The organism is Haloarcula ordinaria (assembly GCF_029338275.1).
GTDB lineage: Archaea > Halobacteriota > Halobacteria > Halobacteriales > Haloarculaceae > Haloarcula > Haloarcula ordinaria.
The window spans coordinates 122939-135327 of sequence record NZ_CP119789.1; the positions used below are offsets into that span (position 1 = coordinate 122939).

At 65.2% G+C, this 12389-nt stretch carries 13 protein-coding genes and 1 pseudogene; 9 read left to right on the forward strand and 5 right to left on the reverse strand.

Translation table 11 applies throughout. The features are described 5' to 3' along the window. Positions 1-85: 85 nt before the first annotated feature. From ilvD to P1L41_RS00680, 5 genes are all read left to right on the forward strand, one after another. Positions 86-1828: a dihydroxy-acid dehydratase gene (ilvD, locus tag P1L41_RS00660; protein WP_276296958.1), complete on the forward strand. Its 1743-nt coding sequence runs from the start codon at positions 86-88 to the stop codon at positions 1826-1828. Positions 1829-2113: 285 nt separating this feature from the next. After that, positions 2114-2356 (forward strand): hypothetical protein, encoded by a 243-nt coding sequence (locus P1L41_RS00665; RefSeq protein WP_276296959.1) that lies wholly within the window; start codon positions 2114-2116, stop codon positions 2354-2356. Between the two features lie 150 nt (positions 2357-2506). Continuing rightward, positions 2507-2659, forward strand: coding sequence for a hypothetical protein (locus tag P1L41_RS00670; RefSeq protein WP_276296960.1), 153 nt, complete (start codon positions 2507-2509; stop codon positions 2657-2659). A 153-nt stretch (positions 2660-2812) separates the two neighbouring features. Continuing rightward, positions 2813-3145, forward strand: a complete 333-nt coding sequence (locus P1L41_RS00675; protein ID WP_276296961.1) for a DUF7977 family protein — start codon at positions 2813-2815, stop codon at positions 3143-3145. Positions 3146-3211: 66 nt separating this feature from the next. Beyond that, positions 3212-4897, forward strand: coding sequence for a sensor histidine kinase (locus tag P1L41_RS00680; protein ID WP_276296962.1), 1686 nt, complete (start codon positions 3212-3214; stop codon positions 4895-4897). A 76-nt stretch (positions 4898-4973) separates the two neighbouring features. Here the strand turns inward: P1L41_RS00680 and P1L41_RS00685 are convergent, their stop codons facing one another. Then, positions 4974-5534, reverse strand: a complete 561-nt coding sequence (locus P1L41_RS00685; RefSeq protein ID WP_276296963.1) for an NUDIX hydrolase — start codon at positions 5532-5534, stop codon at positions 4974-4976. Positions 5535-5773: 239 nt separating this feature from the next. On the opposite strand from P1L41_RS00685, the gene P1L41_RS00690 reads away from it, so the two are divergent. Next, complete coding sequence (locus P1L41_RS00690; RefSeq protein WP_276296964.1) at positions 5774-6418, forward strand: helix-turn-helix domain-containing protein; 645 nt, start codon at positions 5774-5776, stop codon at positions 6416-6418. A gap of 5 nt (positions 6419-6423) precedes the next feature. Here the strand turns inward: P1L41_RS00690 and P1L41_RS00695 are convergent, their stop codons facing one another. Then, positions 6424-7512 (reverse strand): hypothetical protein, encoded by a 1089-nt coding sequence (locus P1L41_RS00695; RefSeq protein WP_379789126.1) that lies wholly within the window; start codon positions 7510-7512, stop codon positions 6424-6426. A 93-nt stretch (positions 7513-7605) separates the two neighbouring features. Then, positions 7606-7833, reverse strand: a complete 228-nt coding sequence (locus P1L41_RS00700) for a DUF2249 domain-containing protein (protein WP_276296966.1) — start codon at positions 7831-7833, stop codon at positions 7606-7608. Positions 7834-8258: 425 nt separating this feature from the next. Between P1L41_RS00700 and P1L41_RS00705 the strand changes: the two genes are divergently transcribed. The 3 genes from P1L41_RS00705 (at position 8259) to P1L41_RS00715 (ending at position 11046) form a co-directional block, all read left to right on the forward strand. Beyond that, the gene (locus P1L41_RS00705) at positions 8259-10436 is read left to right on the forward strand and encodes a CDC48 family AAA ATPase (protein ID WP_276296967.1); all 2178 of its coding nucleotides are present in this window, start codon (positions 8259-8261) and stop codon (positions 10434-10436) included. Between the two features lie 87 nt (positions 10437-10523). Further along, entirely contained in the window at positions 10524-10760 is a 237-nt protein-coding gene (locus tag P1L41_RS00710; protein ID WP_276296968.1) for a hypothetical protein, read from the forward strand. A 118-nt stretch (positions 10761-10878) separates the two neighbouring features. Further along, the gene (locus P1L41_RS00715) at positions 10879-11046 is read left to right on the forward strand and encodes a hypothetical protein (protein ID WP_276296969.1); all 168 of its coding nucleotides are present in this window, start codon (positions 10879-10881) and stop codon (positions 11044-11046) included. Between the two features lie 606 nt (positions 11047-11652). Here the strand turns inward: P1L41_RS00715 and P1L41_RS00720 are convergent. Beyond that, on the reverse strand, positions 11653-11823 hold the full coding sequence (locus tag P1L41_RS00720; RefSeq protein WP_276296970.1) for a hypothetical protein: 171 nt from the start codon (positions 11821-11823) through the stop codon (positions 11653-11655). Positions 11824-12032: 209 nt separating this feature from the next. After that, positions 12033-12377: pseudogene (locus P1L41_RS00725) on the reverse strand (class I SAM-dependent methyltransferase); the annotation flags it as partial. Between the last annotated feature and the right edge of the window lie 12 nt (positions 12378-12389).

Below are 12389 nucleotides of genomic sequence, written 5' to 3' on the forward strand. Positions count from 1 at the left end.
GTCGACGGCGGCCAGACCGAGGGGGTGAGTCCCGGCCGAACACGGTAGTCCGTGTTCTTAAGGTCCCCGACGGCAACTGCCGAGTATGAGCCAGCAGGACGGCCGCGAACGTCCGGGGAAGGACCCGGACCTCCCGAGCAACGACGTGACCGAGGGGACCGAACGCGCCCCGCACCGAGCGATGTTCCGCGCGATGGGGTACGACGACGAGGACCTCTCCTCGCCGATGGTCGGCCTCGCCAACCCGGCGGCCGACATCACCCCGTGTAACGTACACTTAGACGACGTGGCCGACGCTGCGTACGACGGCGTCGACGACAACGGCGGGATGCCCATCGAGTTCGGGACCATCACCATCTCCGACGCCATCTCGATGGGGACCGAGGGGATGAAAGCCAGCCTCATCTCGCGTGAGGTCATCGCCGACTCCGTCGAACTGGTGGCCTTCGGCGAGCGGATGGACGGCCTCGTCACCGTCGCCGGCTGTGACAAGAACCTGCCGGGGATGATGATGGCGTCCATCCGCACCGACCTCCCCAGCGTCTTCCTCTACGGCGGCTCCATCATGCCCGGCGAGCACGACGGCCGCGAGGTGACCATCCAGAACGTCTTCGAGGGCGTCGGCGCCGTCGCCGAAGGCGAGATGAGCGAGGACGAACTCGACGAGATGGAACGCCACGCCTGCCCCGGCGCGGGCTCCTGTGGCGGGATGTTCACCGCCAACACGATGGCCTCCATCTCCGAGGCGCTGGGGCTGGCCCCGCTGGGGTCGGCTGCCCCGCCGGCGGAACACGAGGAGCGCTACGAGGTGGCCGAACGCGCGGGCGACCTCGTGCTGGACGCCATCGAGAACGACCGCAAGCCCTCCGACATCCTCTCCAAGAAATCGTTCGAGAACGCCATCGCCCTGCAGGTCGCCATCGGCGGCTCGACGAACGCCGTCCTGCACCTGCTCGCACTCGCCGCGGAGGCCGACATCGACCTCTCTATCGAGGAGTTCGACGAGATCTCCCGGCGGACCCCGAAGATCGCGAACCTCCAGCCCGGCGGCACCCGCGTGATGAACGACCTCTTCGAGGTCGGCGGCGTTCCCGTGGTCGTCCGTCGCCTGCTCGAAGCGGGCCTGCTCCACGGCGACGCCATGACCGTCACCGGCCGGACCATCGCGGAGGAACTCGCTCACCTCGAAGAGCAGGGCGAACTCCCCGACGACGACACCATCGACGAGGACTACCTGTACACCGTCGACGACCCCTACCAGGCAGAGGGAGCCATCAAGATTCTCACCGGCAACCTCGCGCCCGACGGCGGCGTCCTGAAGGTGACCGGCGACGACGCCTTCCACCACGAGGGGCCCGCCCGCGTCTTCGAAGGCGAGGAGGACGCCATGGAGTACGTTCAGACCGGCGAGATCGAGTCTGGCGACGTCATCGTCATCCGCAACGAGGGGCCACGCGGCGGCCCCGGGATGCGCGAGATGCTCGGCGTGACGGCGGCGGTCGTCGGCGCGGGCCACGAGGACGACGTGGCGCTGCTGACCGACGGTCGCTTCTCCGGCGCGACCCGCGGCCCGATGATCGGCCACGTCGCCCCCGAAGCCTACGTCGGCGGGCCCATCGGCGCCCTGCAGGACGGCGACCACGTCACCGTCGACATCCCCGACCGGACGCTCGCGGTCGACCTCTCCGACGAGGAAATCGAGCAGCGCCTCGAGGAGCGTGACGAACCGGACCCGCCGTACACGAACGGCGTGCTGGCGAAGTACGAGCAGGCGTTCGGCTCTGCGGCCAACGGCGCGGTGACGAATCCCGGCGCGAAGTGGGATTGAACTGACTGTGCCGCGCCGGAGGCGCGGTTTCACGCGAATCGCAGGCGATTCGCGTTTTTCTCCCAGGTTTTTCCGAGCGGGTGTGAGCGGAGCGAACACCCCGACGAAAAAAGGTGGAACTGGGGCGGTGACCAACCCCGGCGCGAAGTGGGACTGAGTCCGGCCAGACGCCGAGCCGCGTTCTCTTCTCTCCTGCTGGTGCCATCCCGCAACCGCTCTATCAGGGACCGCCAGCGACGCCCGCGAGTCACAACACCCGAATAGCAGGGGCTCGTAGAGGGGGGCGTGTCCGAGACGTACGTCTGTGCCAGATGCGAGGCGACCGTCGAACGGGAGTTCGCAGTCAAGTCGCTCATCCGGACCTGTGCCGAGTGTGGGGAACACGGTCGGTTCGTCCACAAGTCACTGCTCGAGTCGCTGACGGCGATTCCCGACGAGGAGCGTCCCGAGGAGTGGGACGGGATGTCGCTCGACGACCAGTTCATGGACGCGGTCAAGCGCGGGCTGATAGAGATAACGCGCGGCTGAGGACGACGGAGTTCTGTTGGCCTGTCTGTGCCGGGGATACCACGACGGCCCCGATAGCGCCGGAGGGCGCTCGAATGGCGGACTGGAGAGATCTGAACTGAGTTCGATTCGGAAAATTTTAAACCATATTGGCCGGAAATTTCGGCCACCATGGGCGGACCGTATCATCTGGTGTGCAGGGAGTGCGCTTTCGAGGCGATATACGCGGAGCGAACCGACGCGCGAAGCGAGCAGGACGGCCACGACGCCGACCACGGCCACAGGACCACGCTGCTCGACATCGGGGAGCAGCCAACCGAGTGAGAGCGGGGACCGCCAGCGTTTTGCGCTCGCTGTCCCGACAGCGTGGTATGCAGAGAGTCCAGGACGCGGACCGTGGCCGGACGACCGGCGGCGCCGCCGCGGTCCCCCACGAGCAGGTCTGGACCCGCGCCACTGGGGCGGACGGTGAGCGCGATGGCTGACCCCGACGCCGGGACCGGCGGACGCGAGCGAGCGGCCGAACCCGAGGCCGACGACGAGGGCTACGTCCACCGACCGAGCGGGGAACCGCCGCGACAGGCCGAGACGAGCGAGGAGTTCGGCTGGCAGGGCTGGGTGCTCGTCGGGATGGTCGTCGTCGCGTTCCTGGTCGTCCCCGGCGCGATTCTCCTGTTGCCGGCCGCCCAGGGCGTCGTCGCGTCGCTCGGGCTGACGCTCAGGGCGGCGTACCTGACGCTGCCGCTCGTACCGGCCTTCCTGCTCGCTGCCATCGCCGTCTGGTCCGCGCTCCGCTCTCGGGCGGGATGAGGCGATTTTCACGCGGTGTAATTGCCGAGGAACCCTTATCACAGCGGTCACGGTAGAGCGAAGCGAATGGCCCTGACGACCCTCGCGGCCGTCATGCTCGCGTCCGTCGTCGGCATGGGCGTCGCGTTCCTGGTGTGGCTCCACCGCGACCGCCCCGGTGCCGGCCCGCTGGCGACGTTCGTCGTCGCGGCGAGCCTGTGGACGGTGGCCTACGGCCTGGAACTGGCCGTCCAGGACCTCGGGACGATGCAATGGCTCCTCCAGGTCCAGCTGACGCTGTCGGTGGTGGTGCCCATCGCCTGGCTCGTCGCCGTCCTCGAGTACACTGGCCACCCCCACTGGCTGAGTCGGCGACGGGTGGCGCTGCTCCTGGTCGAGCCGGCGGTGTTCGTCACGCTCGTGTGGTCGAACCCGGGCCACGGGCTGGTCTGGCGGGCCGCCGAGACGGTCAGTCGCGGCGAACTGAGCGTGCTCTCCCCGACATGGGGGCTGGTGCGCTGGGCGCACCTGGCGTATCTCCTGGTGCTGGTGCTGGCCGGCGGCGTGCTCCTCTTGCGGCTGATGCTCCAGACGAACCAGCTGTTCCGGAGCCAGGGGGTCGCGCTCATCGTCGTCATCACCGTCCCGATGGCCGCCCACTCGCTCCACCTGCTCTCGGTGGCCCCGCCGCTGTTCGACCCGACGAGCCTGGGCTACATCGTCTCGGGCGTCGTCCTCTCGGCCGCGATTCTCCAGGGCCAGCTGCTCGACGTCGCCCCGGTCACCCGCAATCTCGGCCGGGAGGCCATCCTCGAGGAGATGGACGACCGGGTCGTCATCGTCGACGAGGCCGGCCGCATCGTCGACGTCAACGACGCCGCCGCCGACCTGTTCGACGTCTCGCCGGTCGCGCTGCTGGGCCGGCTCCTCGGGAACGAACTCCCCGCGCTCGCCGCGACCATCCCCGGCCCGGGCGAACGGGCCCACACCGAGACGCGCCTCGAACGGAACGGGGCGGTCCGCTACTACGACGTCCGCGTGACGCCGCTGTACCGTGCCTACGGCGCAGTCTCGGGGCACCTCGTCAGCCTTCGGGACGTGACCGAGCGCCGCCAGCGCGAGCAACGTATCACCGTCCTGAACCGCCTGCTGCGCCACGACATCCGCAACGAGATGAACGTCGTCCGGGGGAACGCCGACCTGCTCGCCGACCACACCAACGGGGGCGGCCGCGAGCGAATCGACCGCATCCTCACGACGGTCGATACAGTCGTCGAGCGGAGCAACAAGATCGGTGCCGTCTCCGAGGCGCTCGACGCCGAGGACGCCCGCCCGCTGGACCTGACGGCCCTCGTCGACCCCGTGGTCGCCGAGGCGCGAGAGCGCTACTCCGACGCAGAGGTGGTCGTCGAGCGTCCGGACACGGTCGGCGTCCTGGCCAGTCCATCGCTGACGCTCGCCTTCGAGGAGCTCGTCGACAACGCCGTCGAACACGCCGACGGGCCGGTGACGGTCACCATCACCGTCGAACGGGGGGCCGAGGGAGTGACGGTCCGGGTCAGCGACGACGGACCGGGCATCGCCGACCACGAGCGCGAGGTCATCCGCTCGGGCGACGAGACGCCGCTCCAGCACGGCTCCGGGGTCGGGCTCTGGCTCGTGAAGTGGGTCGTCCGGAACGCCGGCGGGACGATGTCGTTCGTCGACGGGCCGGGAACGACGGTCGAGATCGAGTTACCCCGAGCCGACCCCCCGGCAGCGACCTCCGGCTGAAACGAGCGGCGACCGACGCCGAGAGCCGGCGACAGACAGCGGCCCTGCGGCAGGGACGTGGCCCGCGGGAGAACAGTTAGCGTTCTTCGTCGCGTCGCATCGCGATCTCGAACCAGGGACAGAGCCTGAGCTGGCGGTAGTATTCTGGGTGCTCGCGCAGGCGGTCGTAGGGGACCCACATGAGGCCGTCGACCTCCTCCGGGTTCGGGTCGAGCGTCGTATCGGTCAGCGTCGCCTGCAGGACCGCACAGACCTCCCATTCGAGGCCGCTGTTCTCGTAGTAGCGCTTGTACTCGAAGCGGTCGGTGACGCGGAGGTCGTTGTACTGGTCGGGCGAGATACCCAGTTCGTCGTCGAGTCGCTCCCGCGTCGCCTCGACCTGCGTCTGGCCCTCGACCGGGTGGGAGGCGACGGTGCCGTCCCAGTGGGTGTCCCACAGCCGTTTGGTGGCGGCACGCTGGGCGAGCAGCACGTTGTCGTCCTCGTCGAACAGCAGCGCGGTGAACGCTCGGTGGCGGACCCCGTCGCCGGTGTGGGCCTCGAGCCGGTTGACCAGCCCCTGCTCGTTGTCGTCGGCGTCGACCGCGATGACGTCCTGCTCGGCGTTCTCGTGTGTGCCGTCGGCGTCGGTGCTCATATGTCGTCACAATCTCGGAGGGGATTCTTACGCGCTTCGACTTGCCGCGACCCGCTCAGCGACGCGTGCACTCACGCAGACGAACCGATCGATTTCCGGCGCTACCCACGCTGAGAATGCTGCTCGCGAGCGTGAGTGGTGCCCCACGGGTCTCGACCGGCACCCGCCGCCTCCGGAGCGTTTTCACTGCGCGGGAACCGGCGACGGCCATTTTGTACCGACCTGGTCAACGCGTCAGTATGAGTGCATCGGGAATCAGGGTCGAGCTCGCGGTCGACTCGGGTGGGGCGTGTCCGGTATCGAGCGTCTCGGCGGAGGCCGGGACGGCGGTGACAGACGTCGCACGGAGCACTGTGGGCACCGACGACCCGGCAGTCGAGGAGTTCACCGTGACCGAGACGACCGAGGCCCTCGAGGACCGGACGGACGTCACGCGGGTGTTCGACGCGGACCGAGGCGGTCGGTACCGACTCGACGAGCGTGGCGGGACCTGCCCCTGTGAGTCTATCGAGGAGTTCGCCTGTCCCATCGCGGACGTCGAGGCCGAGGACGGCCAGCTGCTGCTTACCTTCTACGCGCCGGACATCGACCGGATTCGGGCCATCGTCACGCGCATGCGGGAACTCTACGACGGCGTCTCGCTGCGCTCGCTGCGGGAGGAGGGCACCACCGGCAGCGAGGACTCGGTGCTCGTCGACCGGGGCCAGCTCACCGACCGCCAGCGCGAGGTGCTGGAGACGGCCGTCCAGATGGGCTACTTCGAGTATCCGAAGGGCGCGAACGCCGGCGAGGTGGCCGAGGCGCTCGACATCACCGTCTCGACGTTCGCCGAGCACCTCGCGGCCGCCGAGACGAAACTGCTCGGCACTATCGTCGAGGAGTGAACGGGTCAGCCCCGCTGTCGGGCGAATGCCCCGAAGAGAAGCCACGCGTACAGGACGACACCGCCGAGGGCGACGGCCTCGCCAGCCGTCCCGAGCGCCGCCCACCCACCGAATAGCCCCACGACCTGCATCCCGAGGCCACCGGTCAGCAGCGCGATAGAGCCGAGCGCCGTCCGGTCCGACGCCAGTGGCACCTGACCGACCGCGGGCGGGTAGAACTGGTAGGCCGCGCCGACCACGGTCAGGCCGAGGAACCCAAGCAACATCGTCCGGTAGTGCGCCGTCACCAGCGCCGGGTCGCGTCCGGTGACTGCGACGACGAGCGCCAGCGCGACCCCCACCACGCCCGCGAGGACGGCGGCCAGCACCGCGTAGAAACCTACGCGCCGGCGGTCAGAGCGGACGAACAGGACGACGTACGCCAGCGCGAACCCGCCGACTGCAAGCGTCTCGAGCGCGCCGCCGACCAGCAAAAGTCCCCGGTCGAACAGGCCGAATCCGAGCAACGCGGGACCGACCGCCCCGGTCGGGAGCACGACGGCGACCAGTGGTCGCGGCGGGGTCGCGACGAGGAACCGGGGGAGCAGACGAAGGCCCACGCCGAAGACGAACAGCGCCGCCGTGCCGGCCGCGAGCAGGTGCGACACCTGCATGGTCGCGAGCGGCGAGTCGCCGGCCAGCGTCCACAGATGGCCGAGGGTCCCGAGCGCGAGATACGCGAGGGCGACGGGAAGGACGGCGTTGGCCGCCTTGTCGACCGGTTCACGGTGAGCGGTCGCCCCGCCGGTCCCCGTCTCCCGCCCGGTCGGGTTGTCCCTGAGCGTCCACCCGAGCGTCGCGAGGAAGACGACGACACCCGCGGCCCACAGGCCCACACCCAGCGGTCTGACCCACCCGGGACCGAAGGGGGCGAGCGCCAGGCCGACGACGCCCGCGGCCGAGAGCGGGAGCTGGACCAGCGGCGCGTGCGGGACCGCGAGCGACCGGTCGAAGTACGACGGGACCAGCGCGTAGGCCTTCCCGAACAGCACCAGCAGCACGAAGCCGTACAGCGCGAGCGTGACGACCACGCGCCGGCCGGCGTCCAGCAGCATCGCGACGTGGACGACCAAGAAGAACCCGGCGCTCGCGGCGACGAAGCCCCGCGACCCCCGAGCGACGAGTTGCGAGCGAGTCACCCGTGTGCCTCATTCACGCCGTATGGTGACATGCCACGTATCAGTGTCGACTCGCTCCGTCTCGTAGGTGAACCCCCGTGCTTCCAGCACGTCGTAGAGGGGCACCGGCTCGAAGGCGCCGACGAGCCGGAGCGTCTCCTCGCGGTCGAGGGCTTCTAGCGCCGAGGCGATCTCGGGGAACGGTTCGCCGTCGATGGTCCTGACGTCGAGTTCGATGACCGTCGCGTCCGCGCTCATAGCGGTACTAGCCGGTCGAACCGGGCAATCGCTATCCCCGAACGTGTTCGGTTCGGGTGGCGACTCGTCGCACAGGTCGTCGGGTGATAGCGACCGGATGAACGTGACTCGACGTGCTTGCGGAGCATTGCGACCGGCGCACTGAGCGCCAGAAGGCGGACCAGCGTCGAGACTATTTAGAAGCTATTTGAGTTCGGCGTTATTGAAACCCTCTATCTTTGACAATCCCCACGTGTGGGATATAGAGGTTCCATTCAGCATCGTTCCTACGTCGGTTCCATCACTTTATGACTGAACTACCCGCTCACTTTGCGTACCAACTTATTTCCGCCGTCACCCGGTATGCGTAGTAACTCCAGTTCTGTATCCGTCTCGATGACTTGGAAGGCCATCTTTCCTCGAGTGCAGTCTGGACGGTCACACCCATGAGACTCATTGTTAAGCCACTCGACAGGCAAATTGCAGGGAAGGGTATCGCAGCAATAGACCGGGAAGCGATGTCAGAGCCCGGCATCGAGAATGGCGATTTCGTCACTATCGAAGGAAAGACCGGGACTGCAGTTGTCCGTGTCAGGCAAGGACAAGCCGGCGAGCGACAGCGCGGCATCATCGGCATCGACGGGCAAACACGCAAGACAATCGGTGCCCGACTCGACCGAATCGTTTCTGTCGAAGAAGCCGATGTCGAGCCAGCAAGCCACTTGTCGATTGCACTCCCTGACGGCCTGCAAATCCGTGGCGACCTCGCGCCATATCTCCGCGAAAAGCTCGCCAACCGAGCTGTACAGGCAGGACAGACCGTCCCGCTCTCGCTCGGACTCGGCTCTGTGATGGGGCGCTCGAACCGCCGCATTCCGATCCGTATCGTCGACAGCGACCCTGGGGGGACCGTAATCGTCACGCAAGCAACCACCGTCGAGGTCGTCGAGCAGTCCGCTGAATCTGTCAGCGCCGACCGGACCGGTGAGGCAGCTGACAGTCCAGAATCACCAAGCGTCACCTACGAAGACGTCGGGGGGCTCAACGACGAACTCGACCAAGTTCGGGAAATGATAGAGCTGCCGATGACCCATCCCGAGCTGTTTCAGGCACTCGGTATCGAACCACCGCAGGGCGTTTTGCTCCACGGCCCGCCCGGGACCGGCAAAACGTTGATAGCGAAGGCAGTCGCCAACGAAATAGACGCCAACTTCTCGACGATTTCCGGCCCGGAAATCATGTCGAAATACCACGGCGAAAGCGAGGAGCGACTCCGTGAGGTCTTCGAGGAGGCTGGCGAAAACGAGCCGTCGATAATCTTCATCGACGAAATCGACTCCATCGCCCCGAAGCGAGATGATACGCAGGGTGAGGTCGAGCGCCGAGTGGTAGCGCAGTTGCTCTCCCTGATGGACGGGCTGGAAGACCGCGGTCAAGTGACGGTCATCGGGACGACCAACCGTGTCGATTCGATCGACAACGCGCTCCGACGTGGCGGCCGGTTTGACCGCGAGATCGAAATCGGCGCCCCTGATACCACGGGCCGACACGAGGTCCTCCAGATCCACACCCGAGAGATGCCTATCGCCGACGACGTCGATCTCCAGCAGTACGCCGACAACACGCACGGCTTCGTGGGCGCAGACCTCGAAAGCCTCGTCCGCGAGGCGGCGATGAACGCGCTCCGTCGCGTCCGTCCGGACCTTGACCTGGAAGGCGACGAGATTAGCGCCGAGACGCTCGAAAGGCTGGAAGTAACCGAGAAGGATTTCCGGTCGGCGCTCCGGGAGATTGACCCCAGCGCACTTCGCGAAGTGTTCGTCGAGAAACCCGATGTCACGTGGGACGACGTGGGTGGTCTCGCTGAGACCAAGGAGCGACTGCAGGAGGCCATCGAGTGGCCTCTCGCCTATCCGGATGCGTACAAGCAGGTCGACCTCCAGTCGACAAAAGGGATTCTGTTGCATGGGCCGCCCGGCACGGGGAAGACACTCTTGGCGAAGGCTGTCGCGAACGAAGCCCAGTCGAACTTCATCTCGGTGAAGGGGCCGGAACTATTCGACAAGTACGTCGGCGAAAGCGAGAAGGGGGTCCGGGAAATCTTCGAGAAGGCTCGCTCGAATGCCCCCACCGTCATCTTCTTCGACGAAATCGACGCCATCGCAAGCAAGCGTGGCAGCGGTAGCGGAGACAATCAGGTCGGTGAGCGCGTGGTTTCGCAGTTGCTGACTGAACTCGACGGGCTGGAAGAGTTGGAGGATGTGGTCGTTATCGCGGCTACGAACCGGCCAGACCTCATCGACGACGCGCTCACCCGTGCGGGCCGAATCGAGCGGAAGATCGAGGTCGGTGCGCCTGACGAGGCAACTCGACGTGAGATTCTGACGATCCATACCCGCAAGCGGCCACTGGCCGACGATGTCGATCTCGACCAACTTGCTGCTGACATGGATGGCCTGGTGGGTGCCGATGTGGCCGCACTGTGTCGCGGCGCGGCCACTGCTGCCGTTCGTGAGCACGTCCGGTCCCAGTCCGGTGACGAACCGACGGCTGTCGAGGATATCGTACTGACGCAAGCGCATTTCGAGGCGGCACTCGAAGAGATAACCGCAGACGACGCCTAATTCGAAGAACAGCCGTTCGCTCGTGGCGTCTGTCGTGGGCAGCCAAAACGAATCCTTATCCGTCGGCCGGCACTCCCACGAGTGGATATGGGATTTCTTGATTCCTTCGGCGCGTTAGTGAGTAGTATCATCGCGGCAATCGTGATGTTGGTGTTTGCGATAGTCAGTTTCTTCATAACTGTGTTCATCGTCCAGGCCGGCGCAGGGCTGGCCGGTTACTCACCGAGCGGGGAGTTCGTCGTGCTTTCGGCCGCGATCTTGGCGACGGGCGCAATCGTGGCCGGTGCGACACCGATGTCGAGTCTCGGCGGGGTCTACGAATAGCGATACCGCACTTGTCTCTCTACTGAGTCTGTGATTGGTTGGTGAGCAATGTGCCCTGCGAGATACGCGCTGTGTATAGTGCGAACTCTTTTGTTGGTCGGTAGAGGGAAAAAATGCTATGGAGAAGACAGAGGGTGAGCTTCTCGGCGTCCAGTTAACACTCGTCGGACTGCTTCTCGTAGTATTCTTTGAGGGTGTCTTTCCGTATCCATTGGTGGGGCTGTTATTCGGTGTTGTTGGAACAGCTGTTTTCCTGACTGCACTGATTTCAGAGACTTGGCCCTGATATCTGAATACCTATATTGGCCGATCAAGCCTGTTCAATCTGAAACTGGTCCTGTGCGAGATACGCGCCCTCCATCTTGCATAGTCCGGAAATACCATATCGGACCTGTCAGGCGTAGGTTTACAGACTGTGGCAACAGCTATTTCGATTCGTTTACCGGTGATGGACTTACCGGAGAGCGTCGGCAGTGGCTCTCCCGGAGATCCGGATGTATTTTTGAGCGGTCGCCAGATCGCTCCAGCCCATCAGCGCCTAGAGCGGAACGGGTGCGACTCCTTGATATGCCTGGTAACTGGCAGCAGTCGCGCGGAGACAGTGAGGATATCTCGCGGCTCCGTCAGTGAACTACAAGCTTCCAGTAGGAGTTCGAACTCGCGATCCGTGAGTACATCCTCGTGGGTATGCAGCGTGATCAATGACTGTCTGTGCTGTTCGGCCCACTCGTTCGATTGGTGGTAGTTATCTGTCATCCACCAAGAGAACACTCCTACTGAAGATTGTAAGGCTACGTATCGTCAATACACCAAATCAGGAACTGCTGAATACAGAGGATACATTCAGTAGGGATTGGTTCTGGTTCGTGAGGTGCCGGTGTGTGACTCGCGATTAACTATCCGGGGACACGTGGACGAGTTGAGGGTAGGGGATGTACGCTACTCGTTTCACATCTCCCCCTTCGACCTCCTTTTTCAAGTGCACGCCGTTCGAACCTTCGACGACTTCCTGTACGTCTCTGATTGTGGTTCCGTCGCTGAGTTCGGCAGTCATGCTGAACATGTCTGTGGACCGATAGGGTTCGACAGCATATACGTTGCGTGTATCAATTCAAACAAAAGACTTCGCCCATCAGTCATCTGCTCATAGAAGAGGGAACCGCACCCCGCATGCAGCACGGTCGCCGAAATCTACTCAGGTGTTGTCAGAAGCGACGTGACCGATACAGAGGATAGATGCAGCAATCGGCTCTCGTTCGATTGGCGTCCGGATCACCGTACGACCGCCCAGAACCGAACGCTCTCGGGTACGTCCCACAGTATCTCGGGCAGGTCGCTGTCCGCCGGCTGGGTCTCCTCGACTTCGGCACGCCTATGTTCGATGAGGCATCGAACCTCGAATCCGGCGTCGACGAGCGCGTCGTGGAGGTCTGCGACCGTGCGGTCGAAGACGGTCAACGTCGAGTCGTAGTCCTCGTCGATCCGTATCTTCCGAGGGCCGGTATCGAAATAGTCCCCTTCGGCGAGTGCCCGGTCGAGGCGTTCGACCATCTGGAACACCCACTCGGAGGAGGCGATATCGAACCCGTCGTCGGCGAGCGGAAGGGCAGTCACGTCGCCCTCGACGAA